This is a genomic window from Streptomyces sp. NPDC058877, assembly GCF_042742855.1.
Taxonomy (GTDB): Bacteria; Actinomycetota; Actinomycetes; order Streptomycetales; family Streptomycetaceae; genus Streptomyces.
In genome coordinates this window covers 33,845-50,184 of sequence record NZ_JBHYMF010000036.1, presented here as the reverse complement: position 1 = coordinate 50,184, position 16,340 = coordinate 33,845, and the positions used below count along the sequence as shown (strand labels likewise).

At 71.3% G+C, this 16,340-nt stretch carries 17 protein-coding genes; 8 read left to right on the top strand and 9 right to left on the bottom strand.

Translation table 11 applies throughout. The annotated features are described in order from the left end of the window. Positions 1 to 37: 37 nt before the first annotated feature. Both mqnE and ACFW2Y_RS11725 read right to left on the bottom strand, forming a co-directional pair. The gene (gene mqnE, locus ACFW2Y_RS11730) at positions 38 to 1,201 is read right to left on the bottom strand and encodes an aminofutalosine synthase MqnE (RefSeq protein WP_384876724.1); all 1,164 of its coding nucleotides are present in this window, start codon (positions 1,199 to 1,201) and stop codon (positions 38 to 40) included. An 88-nt stretch (positions 1,202 to 1,289) separates the two neighbouring features. After that, the gene (locus ACFW2Y_RS11725; RefSeq protein WP_384876714.1) at positions 1,290 to 1,745 is read right to left on the bottom strand and encodes an Lrp/AsnC family transcriptional regulator; all 456 of its coding nucleotides are present in this window, start codon (positions 1,743 to 1,745) and stop codon (positions 1,290 to 1,292) included. A gap of 113 nt (positions 1,746 to 1,858) precedes the next feature. Between ACFW2Y_RS11725 and ACFW2Y_RS11720 the strand changes: the two genes are divergently transcribed. Further along, positions 1,859 to 1,996 carry a hypothetical protein gene (locus tag ACFW2Y_RS11720; RefSeq protein WP_384876712.1) on the top strand — a complete coding sequence of 46 codons (138 nt, stop codon included), beginning with the start codon at positions 1,859 to 1,861 and terminating at the stop codon, positions 1,994 to 1,996. On the opposite strand, the gene ACFW2Y_RS11715 is transcribed toward ACFW2Y_RS11720, so the two are convergent. From ACFW2Y_RS11715 to ACFW2Y_RS11705, 3 genes are read right to left on the bottom strand one after another with little or no spacing between them, the layout of a single operon-like run. After that, positions 1,993 to 2,667: a UbiX family flavin prenyltransferase gene (locus ACFW2Y_RS11715; RefSeq protein ID WP_384876710.1), complete on the bottom strand. Its 675-nt coding sequence runs from the start codon at positions 2,665 to 2,667 to the stop codon at positions 1,993 to 1,995. The two genes, ACFW2Y_RS11720 and ACFW2Y_RS11715, sit on opposite strands and share 4 nt — an antisense overlap. Before the next feature lie 23 nt (positions 2,668 to 2,690). Next, positions 2,691 to 3,593, bottom strand: a complete 903-nt coding sequence (gene mqnP, locus ACFW2Y_RS11710; protein ID WP_384876708.1) for a menaquinone biosynthesis prenyltransferase MqnP — start codon at positions 3,591 to 3,593, stop codon at positions 2,691 to 2,693. Then, a complete protein-coding gene (locus ACFW2Y_RS11705; protein WP_384876706.1) occupies positions 3,590 to 5,047 on the bottom strand; it encodes a menaquinone biosynthesis decarboxylase in 1,458 nt (485 codons plus the stop codon). Before ACFW2Y_RS11705 ends, mqnP begins: the two co-directional genes overlap by 4 nt. 88 nt (positions 5,048 to 5,135) lie before the next feature. Here ACFW2Y_RS11705 and ACFW2Y_RS11700 point away from each other — a divergent pair, with 88 nt between their 5' ends. Then, positions 5,136 to 5,522, top strand: a complete 387-nt coding sequence (locus ACFW2Y_RS11700) for a PLD nuclease N-terminal domain-containing protein (protein WP_384876704.1) — start codon at positions 5,136 to 5,138, stop codon at positions 5,520 to 5,522. After that, positions 5,522 to 6,406 carry a LysR family transcriptional regulator gene (locus ACFW2Y_RS11695; protein WP_384876702.1) on the top strand — a complete coding sequence of 295 codons (885 nt, stop codon included), beginning with the start codon at positions 5,522 to 5,524 and terminating at the stop codon, positions 6,404 to 6,406. The genes ACFW2Y_RS11700 and ACFW2Y_RS11695 overlap by 1 nt, the downstream gene beginning before the upstream one ends. Here ACFW2Y_RS11695 and ACFW2Y_RS11690 read toward each other — a convergent pair. Continuing rightward, complete coding sequence (locus ACFW2Y_RS11690) at positions 6,309 to 7,238, bottom strand: DMT family transporter (protein WP_384876700.1); 930 nt, start codon at positions 7,236 to 7,238, stop codon at positions 6,309 to 6,311. The genes ACFW2Y_RS11695 and ACFW2Y_RS11690 overlap by 98 nt on opposite strands. 81 nt (positions 7,239 to 7,319) lie before the next feature. Between ACFW2Y_RS11690 and ACFW2Y_RS11685 the strand changes: the two genes are divergently transcribed. From ACFW2Y_RS11685 to ACFW2Y_RS11665, 5 genes are all read left to right on the top strand, one after another. Next, positions 7,320 to 7,508, top strand: a complete 189-nt coding sequence (locus ACFW2Y_RS11685; RefSeq protein WP_384876698.1) for a GntR family transcriptional regulator — start codon at positions 7,320 to 7,322, stop codon at positions 7,506 to 7,508. A gap of 31 nt (positions 7,509 to 7,539) precedes the next feature. Then, entirely contained in the window at positions 7,540 to 7,992 is a 453-nt protein-coding gene (locus ACFW2Y_RS11680; RefSeq protein WP_384876696.1) for a nucleoside deaminase, read from the top strand. Further along, complete coding sequence (locus ACFW2Y_RS11675) at positions 7,985 to 8,893, top strand: isopenicillin N synthase family dioxygenase (RefSeq protein WP_384876694.1); 909 nt, start codon at positions 7,985 to 7,987, stop codon at positions 8,891 to 8,893. Before ACFW2Y_RS11680 ends, ACFW2Y_RS11675 begins: the two co-directional genes overlap by 8 nt. Before the next feature lie 349 nt (positions 8,894 to 9,242). Next, on the top strand, positions 9,243 to 11,306 hold the full coding sequence (locus ACFW2Y_RS11670) for a hypothetical protein (RefSeq protein ID WP_384876693.1): 2,064 nt from the start codon (positions 9,243 to 9,245) through the stop codon (positions 11,304 to 11,306). 4 nt (positions 11,307 to 11,310) lie between these two features. Further along, on the top strand, positions 11,311 to 12,846 hold the full coding sequence (locus ACFW2Y_RS11665; RefSeq protein ID WP_384876691.1) for an ABC transporter substrate-binding protein: 1,536 nt from the start codon (positions 11,311 to 11,313) through the stop codon (positions 12,844 to 12,846). Between the two features lie 54 nt (positions 12,847 to 12,900). Here ACFW2Y_RS11665 and ACFW2Y_RS11660 read toward each other — a convergent pair whose 3' ends face one another. The 3 genes from ACFW2Y_RS11660 to ACFW2Y_RS11650 are packed head-to-tail and all read right to left on the bottom strand — an operon-like array spanning position 12,901 to position 16,338. After that, on the bottom strand, positions 12,901 to 13,473 hold the full coding sequence (locus ACFW2Y_RS11660; RefSeq protein ID WP_384876689.1) for an SRPBCC domain-containing protein: 573 nt from the start codon (positions 13,471 to 13,473) through the stop codon (positions 12,901 to 12,903). 37 nt (positions 13,474 to 13,510) lie between these two features. Then, positions 13,511 to 14,596 (bottom strand): c-type cytochrome biogenesis protein CcsB, encoded by a 1,086-nt coding sequence (ccsB, locus tag ACFW2Y_RS11655; protein WP_384876687.1) that lies wholly within the window; start codon positions 14,594 to 14,596, stop codon positions 13,511 to 13,513. Continuing rightward, positions 14,593 to 16,338, bottom strand: a complete 1,746-nt coding sequence (locus tag ACFW2Y_RS11650) for a cytochrome c biogenesis protein ResB (RefSeq protein ID WP_384876685.1) — start codon at positions 16,336 to 16,338, stop codon at positions 14,593 to 14,595. The genes ccsB and ACFW2Y_RS11650 overlap by 4 nt, the downstream gene beginning before the upstream one ends. Positions 16,339 to 16,340 lie beyond the last annotated feature (2 nt).

The following is a 16,340-nucleotide window of genomic DNA, read 5'->3' as shown; positions in this document are numbered from 1 at the left end:
GGGGTGCGCCCCCGCCGGCCCTTCGGGACGGTCCGTCTCAGACCCGCATCGGCTGCGGCGACTCCCGCAGTCCCGCGTCCGGACCCGGGTACTCGCGGATGACCTCGTACCGGGTGTTCCGCTCGACCGGACGGAAGCCCGCGTCCCGGATCAGTTCGAGCAGGTCGTCGCGGCTCAGCTTGTTCGGCGTGCCGTAGTTGTCGGCATCGTGGGTGATCTTGTACTCGACCACCGAGCCGTCCATGTCGTCGGCACCGTGCTGGAGCGCGAGCTGCGCGGTCTGGACGCCGTGCATGACCCAGAAGACCTTGACGTGCGGCACGTTGTCGAAGAGCAGCCGGGAGACCGCGAAGGTCTTCAGGGCCTCGGCACCCGTCGCCATCGTGGTCCGCGCCTGGAGCCTGTTGCGGATCTTGCCGTCCTGCATGTCCACGAAGTCGTGCTGGTAGCGCAGCGGGATGAAGACCTGGAAACCGCCGGTCTCGTCCTGGAGCTCGCGCAGCCGCAGCACGTGGTCCACCCGGTGGCGGGGCTCCTCGATGTGCCCGTACAGCATGGTCGAGGGGGTCTTGAGCCCCTTCTCGTGGGCCAGACGGTGGATCCGGGACCAGTCCTCCCAATGGGTGCGGTGGTCCACGATGTGCTGCCGGACCTCCCAGTCGAAGATCTCGGCGCCGCCGCCGGTCAGGGACTCCAGGCCGGCCTCGATCAGCTCGTCGAGGATCTCGGAGGCGGAGAGGCCGGAGATCGTCTCGAAGTGGTGGATCTCGGTGGCCGTGAACGCCTTGAGGGAGACGTTCGGCAGCGCCTTCTTCAGCTCGGAGAGCGAGCGCGGGTAGTAGCGCCAGGGCAGGTTGGGGTGGAGCCCGTTGACGATGTGGAGCTCGGTGAGGTTCTCGTTCTCCATCGCCTTCGCGAGGCGCACGGCCTCCTCGATGCGCATGGTGTACGCGTCCTTCTCGCCCGGCTTGCGCTGGAAGGAGCAGTAGGCGCAGGAGGCGGTGCAGACGTTGGTCATGTTCAGGTGCCGGTTGACGTTGAAGTGGACCACGTCGCCGTTCTTGCGGGTCCGGACCTCGTGGGCCAGCCCACCGAGCCAGGCGAGGTCGTCGGAGTCGTAGAGGGCGATGCCGTCCTCACGGCTCAGCCGCTCACCGGCGAGCACCTTCTGCTCCAGCTCCCGCTTGAGCCCCGCGTCCATCCGGCCGCCTCCCATGTTTCCGAAATCAGGCTCCACCCACCGTACTCCCCGCCCTCCCGGCGGAGGGCACCACCGTCGCCGCTCCGGGTCACTCCTCCTCGGGCAGCTCGCCGACCCGGTTCTCCCACTTCGTGGAGAGCACGATCGTGGTGCGGGTCCGGGAGACGCCCTTGGTGCCGGAGAGCCGGCGGATCGTCTTCTCCAGGCCGTCGACGTCGCTCGCGCGCACCTTGAGCATGAAGGAGTCGTCGCCGGCGATGAACCAGCAGTCCTCGATCTCGGCCAGGTCCTTCAGACGGCGGGCCACGTCCTCGTGGTCGGCGGCGTCGGAGAGGGAGATGCCGATGAGGGCGGTGACGCCGAGGCCGAGCGAGGCGGCGTCGACGGTCGCGCGGTACCCGGTGATGACCCCGGCGGCCTCCAGGCGGTTGATGCGGTCGGTGACGGAGGGGCCGGAGAGCCCGACGAGCCGGCCGAGCTCGGCGTACGAGGCACGGCCGTTCTCGCGCAGAGCCTGGATGAGCTGCCTGTCCACGGCGTCCATAGGGAAAAACCTTCCATTGTCCAGCGGTACCGCGAGTTTAGGTATAGAATCTAAGGTACACAGGGGTCGAAGCCCTGTGAATCTTTCAGCTGATCAAAGACGATCTTTCAGGAGTGGTGTTCACCGTGTACACGATCGAGATGGCCTACGCACGCATGCGCGAGCTGCAGGACCTGGCCAGCCGCTCGCGTGCCCACCAGCCGACCGCAGCCTCGAAGCGCGCCCCGAAGAAGCGCGCCAAGAAGCGCTAACCAGCGGGGAGAGCCGCACCCAGCTCTCCTTCCCACCGGCGGTACAGCTGGTGCGGCACTCCCGCCGCGTCCAGCACCCGCCCGGCGACGAAGTCCACCAGATCCTGGATGTGCGTCGCCCCCGCGTAGAACGCAGGAGAGGCGGGCAGCACCACGGCGCCCGCCTCGTCCAGCGCCACCATGTGCTTGAGCGTCTGCCCGTTCAGCGGCGTCTCCCGCACCGCGACCACCAGCGGACGGCGTTCCTTCAGGGTCACGCTCGCGACCCGCTGCAGCAGGTCCTTCGAGAGCCCCAGTGCCACTCCCGCCACCGCCGCGGTCGAGGCCGGCACCACCAACATCCCCTTCGCCGGGTACGAGCCGGAGGACGGCCCCGCGGCCAGGTCCCCGGCCGCCCAGTACCGCACGTCGTCCAGGGCGCCGGAGACGTCGAAGGCGTCCGGCTTCCCGTCCGCCCCCCGCGCCAGCCAGGTCGTGAGGTCCTCGCGCCAGTGCGCGTCCCGGAAGGAAAGGCCCGTCTCGTCGAGCAGCGTCAGCCGCGAGGCCCGCGACACGACGAGGTCGACGCTCTCCCCCGCGGCGAGCAGGCCCCTCAGCACGGCGGCGGCGTACGGCGTGCCCGAGGCCCCCGATACGCCCACGATCCAGGGGGTGCGCTTGCCGTCGTTCATGCCGTCGACCCTATCCGCCAGTCCTACGGAGTGAGTCCTCGGACCAGCAGGTCGAGCAGCGCGCACACGAACAGGCTGATCCCGATGAAACCGTTCGTCGTGAAGAACGCCCTGTTCAGGCGGGACAGGTCGTGCGGCTTCACGATGGTGTGCTCGTAGCAGAAGGCGACCGCCACGATCACCAGGCCGACCCAGAAGAAGAGGCCGGCGTCCGTCAGCAGGGCGTACCAGACGAGCAGCCCCGTCGTCACGACCGCCGAGGCCCGGGCGCCCCACAGCGCGGCCGGCACGCCGAAGCGGGCCGGGACCGACATGACGCCCTGGGCGCGGTCCGCCTGCACGTCCTGGCAGGCGAAGATGAGGTCGAAGCCACCGATCCAGACGCCCACCGCGAGCCCCAGGACCACGGCGTCCCAGGACCATTCCCCGGTCACCGCGAGCCAGGCGCCGATGGGCCCGATCGACTGGGCGAGGCCCAGGATCGCGTGCGGGAAGTTGGTGAACCGCTTGCCGTACGGGTAGACGACCATCGGGATGACGGCGAGCGGCGCGAGCGCCAGGCAGAGCGGGTTGAGCAGCGCCGCGGCACCCAGGAAGACCGCCACGGCCACCCCGGCACCGGTCCACGCCGACCGCACCGACACCGCGCCCGTCACCAGTTCCCGGTTCGCGGTGCGCGGATTGCGGGCGTCGATCTCGCGGTCGATGATCCGGTTGCACGCCATGGCGAAGGTCCGCAGCCCCACCATGCACACGGTCACCAGGAACAGCGTCCACCAGTGGATGTTCCGGTCCGTCCGGTACATCGCGGTGAGCGAGGCGATGTACGCGAAGGGCAGGGCGAAGACCGAGTGCTCGATCATCACCAGGCGCAGGAAGGCCTTCGTCCGTCCCGGCTGGGCGCCGGGCACCGCGGCCGTGGTCACAGCCCGTACTCCTTCCAGCGGCGGTCCACCAGGGCCGCCGTCGCCGGGTCGGACTCCACCATGTCCGGCCAGCCGCCGTCGCGGGTGTAGCCCTCCTCGGGCAGCTTCTTCGTCGCGTCGATGCCCGCCTTGCCGCCCCAGAACTGCTGGTACGAGGCGTGGTCCAGATGGTCCACCGGCCCCTCGACGACGGTGAGGTCACGGGAGTAGTCGGTGTTCCCGAGGGCCCGCCAGGACACCTCGTGCAGGTCGTGGACGTCGCAGTCCTTGTCGACCACGACGATCAGCTTGGTCAGCGACATCATGTGCGCACCCCAGATGGCGTGCATGACCTTCTGCGCGTGCTTCGGGTACTTCTTGTCGATCGAGACGATCGCGCAGTTGTGGAAGCCGCCGGACTCGGGCAGGTGGTAGTCGACGATGTCCGGCACGATGATCTTCAGCAGGGGCAGGAAGAAGCGTTCCGTCGCCCGCCCCAACGGCCCGTCCTCGGTCGGCGGCCGACCGACCACGATCGACTGGAGCAGCGGGCGCTTCCGCATCGTGACGCAGTCGATCTTCAGCGCCGGGAACGGCTCCTGCGGGGTGTAGAAGCCGGTGTGGTCGCCGAAGGGCCCCTCCGGCAGCATCTCGCCCGGCTCCAGCCAGCCCTCGACCACCACCTCGGCCTGGGCGGGGACCTGGAGCGGCACGGTCTTGCAGTCGACCATCTCGATCCGCTTGCCCTGCACGAAGCCGGCGAAGAGGTACTCGTCGATGTCACCGGGCAGCGGCGCCGTCGAGGCGTACGTGACGGCCGGCGGGCACCCGAAGGCGATCGCGACCGGCAGCCGCTCGCCCCGCTCCGCCGCCACCGCGTAGTGGTTACGGCTGTCCTTGTGGATCTGCCAGTGCATGCCGATGGTGTGCTTGTCGTGCCGCTGGAGCCGGTACAGGCCCAGGTTCCGCACACCGGTCTCCGGGTGCTTGGTGTGGGTCAGCCCCAGGTTGAAGAAGGAGCCGCCGTCCTTCGGCCAGGTGAAGAGCGCCGGCAGCGCGTCCAGGTCGACCTCGTCGCCGGTGAGCACCACCTCCTGGACGGGGGCGTTCTCCGGCTTCACCTTCTTCGGCGGCACGTGGACCATCGAGCCCAGCTTCCCGAAGGCCTCGCGGACCCCGACGAAACCGTGCGGCAGCTCCGGCTTGAGCAGCCCGCCGATCTTCTCGCTGATCTCTGCGTACGACTTCAGGCCGAGCGCCTTGAGGAGTCGACGGTCCGTGCCGAACACGTTCATCGCGAGCGGCATGGCGGAGCCCTTCACGTTCTCGAAGAGCAGCGCCGGGCCTCCCGCCTTGTTCACCCGGTCGACGATCTCCCCGACCTCCAGGTACGGGTCGACTTCGGCCTTGATGCGCTTGAGGTCGCCTTCGCGTTCCAGGGCCCTGAGCAGCGAGCGGAGATCGTCGTAAGCCATAGGGGCCAGTATCCGTCACCGGCTACGCTGGACCCGTCACCGGGGCCGCACTGAACGGCCCGCGCTCACTCCCAGGGGGCCGTCCCGCATGCTCAGGGCATTGATGTTCATCCTGCCGCTGGCGCTGGTCATCTACACGCTGATCGACTGCCTCAACACCCCCGAGGACGAGGTCAAGCACCTGCCCAAGGTGGTCTGGGTCATCATCATCCTGCTGTTCTGGATCGTGGGCCCGATCGTCTGGTTCGTCGCCGGCAAGACGCGCCGCACGCCCGCCGGCGGCCGTACGCCCTCCGAGTGGCACCGCAACCACCGGAACGAGTGGGTGGCCCCGGACGACAACCCGGAGTTCCTGAAGTCCCTCCGCGAGGAGAACAAGAAGGACGAGTCGCTCCTCAAGGACTGGGAGGCGGACCTGCGCCGCCGCGAGGAGGAGCTGAAGAAGCGCGAACGCGGCGAGGACACCGAGGCCTGATGGAGCTGCGGCTCCTGGCCACCTTCGAGAAGGTGGCCGACGTCCTCTCCTTCACCCGGGCCGCCGCCGAGCTGGGATACGCCCAGTCCAGCGTCACCGGCCAGATCCGCGCCCTGGAGTCCTCGCTCGGGGTGGAGCTCTTCGAGCGCCTCGGCAGCCGCATCCGACTCACCGGGGCCGGGGAGCGGCTCCTGCCCTACGCCCGCCGGATGGCCGAGCTGGCCGAGGAGGCCCGCACCGCGGTCACCGGCGCCGAGGAACCGTCGGGGGCGATCGCCGTCGGCACGATGGAGTCCCTCACCTCCTACCGGCTGCCGCCGCTCCTGGAGTACTTCCACCACCGCTACCCGAAGGTGCGGCTCGCGCTGCGGCCCACCCTCGGCGACGAGACCCGACGGGCGCTGCGCCGGGGGACCTACGACGTCGGTTTCCTGATGGAACCGGACACCGAGCACGAGGGCCTGGAGTCGGAGGTCCTCGCACCCGAACCGCTGGTCCTGGTCGCCGGACCGGGACACCCCCTGGTGGGGCGCACCGAGCTGACCGGCGCCGACCTGGCCGGGGCGCAGCTGGTGGGCACCGAGCCCGGTTGCCCGTACCGCGACCTCTTCGAGGCGGAGCTGCGCGAGTGGGCACCGCCCTTCATCGAGTTCGGCACGATCGAGGCGACGAAGCGGGGCGTCGCCGCGGGCCTCGGGGTGGCGCTGCTCCCCCGGGTGGCGGTCGCGGAGGAACTACGGGCCGGAACGCTGCTCCCACTGCCCTGGGAAGCCCCCTTCACCCTCTTCACCCAGCTCGCGTGGCGGCGGGGGAAGCGGCTTCCGCCGCACGTCCGGCTGTTCGTGGAGCAGGCCCGGCGCCTGGTGTCCGAGCAGCACGGGTGACCTTCAGCCCGGCGAGGACGATCAGTGGGACGCCGAGCGCCTGGACGAGCCCGATGTGGTGCCCGTAGACCGCCCAGTCGACCCCCATGGCGACGGCCGGGTAGACGAAGGCGAGCACGGCGATCTTGGCGGTGGGCAGTTTGTTGTAGGCCGCGTACATCAGCACGTACATCACCCCGGTGTGCAGGAAGCCGAGGCCCACGAGCCACCACCACCCGCCCCCCAGCCCGGCGGCTGCGCCGAAGTCGACGAACGGCAGCAGCAGCGGGATGCCCACGAGCACCTGCACGAAGGCCACCAGGTGGGGGCGCACTCCGGTGATCCGCTTGGTGACGAAGGTGGCGAGGGCGTAGAGCACGGCGGCGGCGAGCGCACACCCGAGCCCGGCGAGGGTGGCGGTGTCCCCGGGCCGCACGCCGGAGACCAGGACGAGCCCGGCGAAGGCGAGCACCAGCCAGCCGAGCTTCCCCGCGGAGATCCGCTCCCGCAGGAACAACGCCCCGAGCAGCACCAGGAAGAACGGCTGCGTGTGGTAGACGACGGTGGCGAGGGAGATCGAGGCGGCCCGGTAGGCCTCGAAGAGGAAGACCCAGTTGAAGACGATGAACACCCCGCCGAGCGCGGCCAGCCCCAGCTTCCCCCGGGTGAACCCGTGCCCGGTGAAGAACCCCCGCGCCAGGCCGTACGCCCCGAGCGCGACGGCCCCGAAGAGGCACCGGAAGAACACCACCTCGAAGGGCGACGCCCCCGACTCGACGACGAAGACGCCGAGGGTGCCGGAGAGCACCATGGCGAGGGTCAGTTCGACGGTTCCCCTGGTCTCGTTTCTCATGCCTCCGACGCTACGAACGGGCCCCGAGCCGGTCCACGGCCCAGTGGGGCGTCCTGCCGATGGTGCCGATCGGCAGGGCCGATGGACGGGGACCGCGCCCGACGGGCGGAGCGCGGGCGGGACCTCGCCGAGGAGCACGGAGTCGCCTGCCCGACGGTCCGGCGCGCGGCCCAGGTCCTGCGCGAGCGGGGGCTGGTCCTCACCGTGCACGGCAGGGGCACGTTCGTGGCCGACCCCCTCCCCACGGAAGAGGGACGGCGCCGGGTGTGACGGTCCGGATCCTGCGGGGAAGGTTCCCCCCATGGATCAGGAACTGGCACGGAGGTGGCTCGGCACCGCGGTCGACGAGGCGCGGGCCGGGCTCGACGAGGGTGGGATTCCGATCGGGGCCGCCCTGTACGGGGCGGACGGAGCACTGCTCGGACGCGGGCACAACCGGCGCGTGCAGGACGGGGACCCCTCGGCGCACGCGGAGACCGAGGCCTTCCGGGCGGCGGGCCGGCAGCGCTCGTACCGGGGGACGACGATGGTGACGACCCTCTCGCCGTGCTGGTACTGCTCCGGTCTCGTCCGACAGTTCGGGATCTCGCGGGTGGTCGTCGGCGAGGCGGAGACCTTCCACGGCGGACACGACTGGCTCGCGGAACACGGGGTCGAGGTCGTGGTGCTCGACGACCCCGAGTGCATCGACCTGATGCGCGCGTTCGTCACGGCCCGTCCGGAACTGTGGAACGAGGACATCGGGGATGAGTGAAGCGAGCCTCCCGGTCATCGACCTGGGCAGGGATCCCGCCCCTCAACTGCCCGCCGTCGACCGCGCCCTGCGCGAGGCCGGGTTCCTGCTGGTCACCGGCCACGGGGTCGCCCCGGGGCTGCGGGCGGAGATCCGGTCCGTGGCGCGGCGGTTCTTCCACCTGCCGGCGTCCGCCAAGGAGCGGTACGCGGTGCGGGTCGGCGGACGGGGGTGGCTCGGGCCGGGTGCGGAGGCGAACGGGTACGCGGAGGGCACGGCGACCCCACCGGACCTGAAGGAGTCGTTGTCCTTCGCGGCGGAGGAGCCGACCGGGGACCCGGCGGTGGACTCCGAGTGGTTCCTGCCGAACGCCTGGCCCGTCGAGGTGCCCGAGCTGAGACCGCTGGTGGCGGCGTACCTGGCCGAGATGAAGGAGCTCTCGGACGGGGTCCTCGACCTGCTCGGGGTGGCGCTCGGCGAGGAGCGGGACTTCTTCACCCGGCACACCGGGCACCCCACGTTCGGCTTCAACGTCAACTGGTACCCGGGGCGGGAGCGGACGGGCACTCCGGAGCCGGGCCAGTTCCGGATCGGCCCGCACACGGACTTCGGCACGGTCACCGTCCTCGACCGGGAGGCCGGCAAGGGCGGACTCCAGGTCTTCACCGACGCCGGGGGCTGGCAGGACGCCCCGTACGATCCGGCCGCCTTCACCGTCAACATCGGTGATCTGATGGCGGGATGGACCGGGGGACGATGGCGGTCGGGGCGTCATCGGGTGCTACCACCGCCGGCCGATGCGCCCGCGGAGGAACTGATGTCGCTGGTGTACTTCTACGAGTGCACCCCGGGGACCACGATCCACGGCATCGAGTCCCACGCGTATCTGAGGGCCCAGCTCGACGCCATCGCGACCGGGTGACGGTCCCCCGTCGGCCTGCCGGCAGCCGAAGCCGGCGACGACGTGCCCATGCCGGTGCCGGTGCCGACGAGGGGCGGGCGGACGCACCCGGACGGGTTCGGACGATCGAGTCCACTGCCCGCGCAAGGGCAAGGGCTCGACGACGGTCATCCCGCCGGCAGGAGTGTGATCGCCCCTGGGCGGTCCCCGTCCGTCGGGCCTTTCGAAGACCGGCCCAAAAACCACGGAACCGACCCCGGCCCCCGCCCACGGGCACCCCGTCGAAGGGTTGATGCATACCAACCCCCGGTATATATCCTGGACTTGACGATGTGACAGGGCGCATCCAGGGGGAATCGGGGGGTTCCGCGTGGAAAGGGAGCTGTACGGTCGCGAGCCGGTCCTGCACGACGGCGGACTCGCCGCGCGACTGATCGGACTCACCGGGCGGGGCGGGGCCCGCGTCGCCTACGAGCACGGGGACGACCCTCCGGTCACCGTCTTCACCGGCGGGCGCGGCATGGGGAAGACCGCCCTGCTCAAGGAAGTCCGCAACCGCTACCGGGGGTTCACCCCCCTCGCCTTCCTCGACTGCGCGGACGTCGTGGCGCCCGCCGACCACGGCCCCGGCTGGACCCCGGTCACCGGCGCGCTCGCCGAACTCGCCGTACAGCTGTCGCCGAAGGGCACCGTCGTCCGTGCCGTGCGGTTCCCCCGACTGTCGCTGGGGCTGGTCGCCGTCGCCTCGCTCGGTTGGTCCCGGGAGGACGACGAGCGGGCCCGGCGCGACCTCCAGCGGCTCGGGCCGCTGCTGGCGACCGTCGACGCGACCAAGGGCGCCGCCGCCAACTGGGTCGGCAAGGTCCTGACCAAGCTCGCCGCCACCTTCGCCGAGGCCACCGCCCCGCTCGCCGGACTGCTCGCCGAGGCCACCGTGGAGACCGTCCTGGAGGAGGTCTTCGGCCGCTTCCAACGCACCTCCGAGAACTGGTACGGCGGTTACCGCAACGCGGGCGGACGCGGCAAGGCCGGGCTCCAGCAACTCGCGATCGACTTCGAGCAGGGCGGCGAGCGCCGCCGGGAGGCCGAGTCCCACCTCGTCGGCGCGCTCGCCGAGGACCTCTTGCGCGCCTACACCGGCCTCCGCCAGCGCGGCGCCCGCATCGGCCGCCCCCTGCTCCTGCTCGACAACGCCCACGAACCGCTCGGCAGACAGCTCGTCGAACCGATCCTGCGGGCCCGCGCCGAAGGGCACCGCGACCGGATCGTGGTCCTCGCCAGCTCCCGGGACCCGGTGTACCGGGCGATGCGGCACGCCACCCGCACCCGGCTCCCGGAGACGGCGCACCGGGCGCCCTGCCCGCGCGGGACGCACATCGGATCCGGCATCCTCGCCGTCGAACTGACCCCCCTCTCCGCCACCCAGGCCCGCTCCGTCTTCGACCACCACGACCCGGCCGGCCACACCCCCGCCGAACTCGCCCGCGCCGTCCACCGGCTGGCCGACGGCCGTCCCCTCGGCGTGGCGCTCCTCGCCCGGGCCGCCGGCGAGGCCCCGGAGGCGGCCCGCACCGCGCTCACCCCCGGCGCCCTCCTCGACCTGACGGTGGAACTGCGCGAGGACTCCCCGCCGGTGCCCGTCGCGCACGCCCTCCTCTCCGAGCTCCTGCCCGTGCCCCGGCCGGGCCCGTACGCCGTGCTCGCGGCCACCCACGACGAGGAGTCGGCCAGGATGCTCGCCCACGCCCGCCTCCAGGGCGAGTCGCTGGACGGGGACGTCGCACTGCGCGTCCGCGACCGGCTGCGGGAGGAGAACTGGCCCGAGGGACCGGACCACTTCGTCGCGGACCCCCTGCTGCGCACCCTGCTGCTGCACCGGCTGCGCTTCGAGGACGACGACGCACCGCGCTACGCGGCCTGGCGAGCCGTCCACGAGACCCTGCACCGTCACTACGGGCCCGAGCCCGGCCCGTACCGGCTCCATCACGACCTGGCCCTGGGGCGGACCGAGCCCGCCGTCACCCATCTGCGCCACACCTTCCCCGAGCCCGACGTCCTCGGTTGGCTCGGCCGGCTGCGGTTCGTCGCAGCGGCACCCCCTCCGCGGGAGAGGCACCGGGCCGGGCCCGATCCGCGCCGGGCGGTCGCCCTCGGACAGGACCCGGGCGCACCGCCGCCGGACGGACTCGACACCGAAGGCACCGAGCTCCACCTGTCCGTACGGCGCCTGCTGCACGCCGTATGGCTGCTCACCGATCCGCTGGCGCTGCCCGAGGAGGAGGTGGTCGACCGGCTGGCGCACGAGCTGCGCCGGCTCTCCGGCCGTCATCTGACGGGCAGCGGTCCGCTGTGGGACGCGGCCACCCACTGGCCGCGCGACATCCGCTCCTGGCGGAGGCCGTCGCTTCCGCCGGGCAGCGAGGACGGAGTCTGACGCCATGCTCGAACGGCTGCGCCGCCACCTCTACTGGACGCCCCGCCAGAAGCTCTTCACCTGGATCGCCGTGACGGCCCTCGTCGCGGGTCTGGGCTGGTACGGGGTCTCCGAGCTGACCGAACCGGAGGACCGTTCCTGCGCGACCGGGGTCGCACGACCCGCCGGCACCGACGAGTGCATCGGCGTGAACGGCGACGGCTATGACTTCGGCGTCCCCGACTTCGCCGAGGTCGCCGGCTCCATCGGCCGCGAGAACGCCACCCTCAAGCCCGGCGAGTACACCACCGTCGCCGTCCTCCTGCCGCTGACCGCCGCCGACGGCGGCACCCGGGTCAAGGTGCTGCACGAACTCCAGGGCGCCCACGCCCACCAGTACCGGGCCAACCACGACTCCAACAGCGAAACCCCGAAGATCCGCCTGGTGCTCGCCAACAGCGGCAAGGGCAACGCCCACTGGGAGACCGCCACCCGACAGCTCGCGACCATGACCGGCGCTCCGGACCGGCTGCGGGCCGTCTCCGGCATCGGCACCTCCTCCACCGAGATCCGCAAGGCCGTCACCGCCCTCACCGGGGCGGGCATCGCCGTCGTCGGCACCACGATCACCGCCGACGACATCGCCAACGGCCCGACCACGGGGAACCGCTACCCGGGCCTGGCCCGGGTCTCCCCCACCAACACCGACGAGGCCAGGGCGCTCGCGAAGTTCGGCAGGGTGGACCCCGCCAAGGCGCTCCTCGTCCAGGACACCCGCAGCGGCGACCACTACACGGACACCCTCAAGGCCGCCTTCGCCGCCTCCCTCGAAGGGGCGCCCCACGAGGCGCAGCTCTTCACCTCGCCCGCCGACCCCACCGAGGAGGGCACCACCGCCAACACCTTCCAGCAGATCACCCACCTGATCTGCGACACCCGCGCCGAGACCGTCTTCTTCGCCGGCCGCCACACCCAGCTGCGCCAGTTCATCAACGCCCTCGGGGCCCGCGGCTGCATCGACCGCTCCTTCACCGTCCTGACCGGCGACGAGGGGTCCTACCTGGGGTCGGACGAGCTGCTCGACCGGAAGGCGCTGAAGGCCCGGCTGACCGTGCGGTACGCGGCGCTCGCCCATCCGGACGCCTGGCGCCCCGCGCCGGGGCGGGAGGTCCCCACGACGGGCGGTTCCGTGGTCGCCTACACGACCTTCCTGGACGACCTCGCGCGCACGTCGAAGGAGCCGGTGCCGCTCGCGGACGGGCAGGCGATCATCGCGTACGACGCGATGGCGATGGCCGTCCACGCGATCCGCCAGGCCACCCCGCGGGGCTCCCGGTACCCCGCGCTCGCGGACGTGGTCACCCAGTGGCCCCAGGTCAAGGGCTCGCTGCGGGTGCAGGGTGCCAGCGGGTGGATCTGTCTGGACAACTACGGCAACCCGTACAACAAGGCCGTCCCCATCGTGGAACTGGCCCAGGACGGCACCCAGCGCTTCGTCCGGATCGCCTGGCCGGAGGGCGAGCCGCCGAGCGCCTCCTGCCTGCCGCCGAAGCAGGGGTGACCGCCGGGCGGCGCTCCTGCGGGGCGCGGAGCGGGCGGGGACGGCGCCCGGCGCCTACGGCTCCCACTTGGGCCAGGCGGCTTCGTCCCGCTCGTAGAGGTCCCTCAGGTGCTGCCACCGCGCGGAGGACCAGTCGCGCCAGTCCGTGGGGTGCCCGTCGAGCGCGGCGGCGAGCCGCTCGAAGTGCTCGTGCCAGCCGGCCAGGTTGTCCAGGCGGGTCTCCTTCGACCCCTGGAGCTCGTTGGTGAAGCGCAGCACGGTCGCCCCGCCACCGGCGGCGGCCTCGGCCCCGGTTCCCGGCTCCAGGTGGAACCGGATGCGGCCCTGCGCCGGGGCGACCGTGTATTCGGCCACGTAATCGGGGTCCCAGGCGGTCACCCGCCCCGAGACCTCGGTGTCTCCGGGGAGCGGAACCGCTCGGTCGGACGCGGCGAGCCGGCGGAGGGTGACCCGGCCGCCGAGCCGGGGTTCCAGCGGATCGGCCTCGCAGAGCCAGCTCGGGAGCCCCTCGGGCGAGGCGACCGCCGCCCAGACCACCGCCGGTGGATGCGGCAGGTCCACCACGAACCGCAGGAGGTGCACGTCTCCGTCGCGGGTCCGGCTGTTGCCCCGGGGTATCTCGCTCATGTCTCCAGCGTGACCCCGGGGCACGGCGGCTGCCAGCTCAGACGCCCGCGTACGAGTGCTTGCTGTTCACGAAGATGTTGACGCCGTAGTAGTTGAACAGGAAGCAGGCGAAGGCGATGAGCGCGATGTACGCGGCCTTCCGCCCCTTCCAGCCGGCCGTCGCCCGCGCGTGCAGGTACGCCGCGTAGCCGACCCAGGTGATGAAGGACCAGACTTCCTTGGCGTCCCAGCCCCAGTAGCGGCCCCAGGCGTCCCCGGCCCAGATCGCGCCGGCGATGATCGTGAAGGTCCAGAGCGGGAAGACGGCCGCGTTCACCCGGTAGGCGAACTTGTCGAGCGAGGCCGCGGCGGGCAGCCGCTCCAGGACGGAGCGGGCGAAGGAGCCGGGGTTGCCGCCGGTCGCGAGCTTGTTCTCGTACGAGTCGCGGAAGAGGTACAGCAGGGTGGCGACCGCACCCAGGTAGAAGACCGCGCCGCAGAAGATCGCGGTGGAGACGTGGATCCACAGCCAGTACGAGTCGAGCGCCGGCACGAGCTGGTCACTGGGGGTCTTCAGCCAGGTGACGGCCATGCCGAGGTCGAGCAGGACGGTGGTGACCAGGGGGAGGCCGATCCACCGGACGTTCTTCTTGGCGAGCAGGAAGCCGAGGTACGCGCCGACCGCCACCGTGGAGAAGGTGGTGGAGAACTCGTACATGTTGCCCCAGGGGGCCCGCTGCACGGAGAGCGCCCGGCTGATCACGCCGGCCGCCTCGATCGCGAAGGCGAGGACGGTGAGCGAGACGGCGATGCGGCCGTAGAGGTCGCCCTGGGCCGTGCCACCGGCGGCGCCGGGACCGTCCGGCACGTCACGGGTGCCGGCCGCGGTCCGCGTGACCACCTTCGGCTTGTCGAGGACGGCCGTTCCTCCGGCGTGCTTGACCTGCACGGCCACGGAAGCGGCCGGGGCGGCGGACGCCTGCTGCGTGAGGGCGGCGGCGGTGCGGCCGACCTTGCTGCGGCTGCCGAACACCCACTCGGCGATGTGGGCGAAGAAGGCCAGGGTGTAGACGGCCATCGAGGAGTAGATGAGCAGGTCGCTCGTCTGCGCCAGGCTCTCGTTGGTCGTGGCGGCGAGGATCACTTGTCGGCCTCTCCAGAAGGGGCAGGGTCTTCCGCGGATTCGTCCGCGGGTTCCGGTGCGGTGGCCGGAGCGGTGTCCCGGCCGTCTTCCGGCGTCGCCGGGGCGGGCGGCGCCTCCGCGGTGAGCGCGACCACGAGGTCGCCGAGCTCCTCGGGGAGCTTGGCGGACTCGCTCCGGCCGAGCCCGGCCATCTCGACGACGGTGACGCCGTCCTCACCGCGCACGGCCCGGACCCAGACCCGGCGCCGCTGGATGAACAGCGAACCGGTCAGACCGGCGATCGCGGCGATCGCGCCCGCGAGGGCGAGCCCGTTGCCCGGCTGCTGCGAGATCTGGAAGCTCGCCCACTCCTTGACGTCCTTCTCGAAGGTGATCGAGCCGGCTCCGTCGGGCAGCGTCATGGTCTCGCCGGGCAGCAGCCGCTGCGCGAGCTTGCTCCCGGACGCGTCCGTGAACTGGGTCATCTTGGACTTGTCGAGCTGGTACACGTTCTGCGGCAGCCCGGAGTTCACGCGCAGGTCGCCGTGGAAGCCGGTGAGCGCCATGACCGGGAAGTCGAGGGCGGGGAACTGGGAGAACATCGTCCCCTTGCCGGCACCGGCGAAGGTCGGCACGAAGAAGGCCTGGAAGCCCAGCTGCTCCTTCTTGCCGTTCTTGTCGCGGTAGCCGTCCATGACCTTGATCGCGCCGGTCGACGTGATGTTGTTGTCGATCGGGAGCAGCGGCACGGCACCGTGGAACACGGTCTTGCCGCGGCCGTCCTTGACCGTGACCACGGGCGCGTACCCGTGGGCGATCAGATAGACCTTGGAGTCGCCCACCTTGAGCGGCTCGTTGACCCGGATGACCGCCTTCTCGTCCGCACCGCCCCGCGAGTAGGTGACGGCCGCCTCGAAGGTGCGCGGGGTGCCGCGCTGAGGTCCGCTCTTCTCATAGGTGCCGGTGAAGGAGTCGAGCGTGAAGTTGAAGGGCTCCAGCTCGTCGATGCCGAACAAGGAGCCGGACTTGAAGTCGTCGTACTGGGTGAGCGTGTTGGAGAAGCCGTCGCCCTCGACGATCAGCTTGCCGCCCTCGGACTTGAGGAGCTGGCCCCAGGCGAAGGCGACCAGCATGACGATCAGGGCGACGTGGAAGGCCAGGTTCCCGGCCTCGCGCAGATAGCCCTTCTCGGCGGCGACCGCGTTCTCCGCCGGGTGGGCGCGGAAGCGGCGGCCCTTGAGGACGGCGAGCGCAGCGGTCCGGACCTGCTCGGGCTCCGCCCCGGTGCGCCAGGTGGCGTACGCGGGGAGCCGGTCGAGCCGCCGCGGGGCGCCCGGCGGGCGGCTGCGGAGCTGTCCGACGAACTGCCAGCTGCGCGGCACGATGCAGCCGATGAGGGAGACGAACAGCAGGATGTAGATCGCGGAGAACCACACCGAGCTGTAGACGTCGAAGAACTGGAGCTTCTCGTACAGCGGGGTGAGGGTCTCGTGGGCTTCCTTGAAGGCCTGCACCTTCAGCTCGTCCGCACTGTTCTGCGGGATGAGGGAGCCGGGGACGGCGCCCAGGGAGAGCAGGAAGAGCAGGATCAGCGCGACCCGCATGGAGGTCAGTTGCCGCCAGAACCAGCGGATCCAGCCGACCACCCCGAGGGTGGGGCCGCCGAGGACGGTCTCGCCGCGGTCTTCGGTGGGGGCGGTGGAGAGCTGGGCCCCGGCCTCGCCGAGGTTCTCCTGCTGCTCCGTCGTATCGGTCTTGCTCATGG

Coding starts and splice junctions, on each gene's coding strand:
- ACFW2Y_RS11715 (WP_384876710.1), bottom strand. CDS start 2,667: ATGAACGACGGCAAGCGCACCCCCTGGATCGTGGGCGTATCGGGGGCC.
- ACFW2Y_RS11695 (WP_384876702.1), top strand. CDS start 5,522: ATGGAGCTGCGGCTCCTGGCCACCTTCGAGAAGGTGGCCGACGTCCTC.
- ACFW2Y_RS11705 (WP_384876706.1), bottom strand. CDS start 5,047: ATGGCTTACGACGATCTCCGCTCGCTGCTCAGGGCCCTGGAACGCGAA.
- ACFW2Y_RS11725 (WP_384876714.1), bottom strand. CDS start 1,745: ATGGACGCCGTGGACAGGCAGCTCATCCAGGCTCTGCGCGAGAACGGC.
- ACFW2Y_RS11650 (WP_384876685.1), bottom strand. CDS start 16,338: ATGAGCAAGACCGATACGACGGAGCAGCAGGAGAACCTCGGCGAGGCC.
- ACFW2Y_RS11690 (WP_384876700.1), bottom strand. CDS start 7,238: ATGAGAAACGAGACCAGGGGAACCGTCGAACTGACCCTCGCCATGGTG.
- ACFW2Y_RS11680 (WP_384876696.1), top strand. CDS start 7,540: ATGGATCAGGAACTGGCACGGAGGTGGCTCGGCACCGCGGTCGACGAG.
- ACFW2Y_RS11665 (WP_384876691.1), top strand. CDS start 11,311: ATGCTCGAACGGCTGCGCCGCCACCTCTACTGGACGCCCCGCCAGAAG.
- ACFW2Y_RS11660 (WP_384876689.1), bottom strand. CDS start 13,473: ATGAGCGAGATACCCCGGGGCAACAGCCGGACCCGCGACGGAGACGTG.
- mqnE (WP_384876724.1), bottom strand. CDS start 1,201: ATGGACGCGGGGCTCAAGCGGGAGCTGGAGCAGAAGGTGCTCGCCGGT.
- ACFW2Y_RS11700 (WP_384876704.1), top strand. CDS start 5,136: ATGCTCAGGGCATTGATGTTCATCCTGCCGCTGGCGCTGGTCATCTAC.
- ACFW2Y_RS11675 (WP_384876694.1), top strand. CDS start 7,985: ATGAGTGAAGCGAGCCTCCCGGTCATCGACCTGGGCAGGGATCCCGCC.
- ACFW2Y_RS11685 (WP_384876698.1), top strand. CDS start 7,320: ATGGACGGGGACCGCGCCCGACGGGCGGAGCGCGGGCGGGACCTCGCC.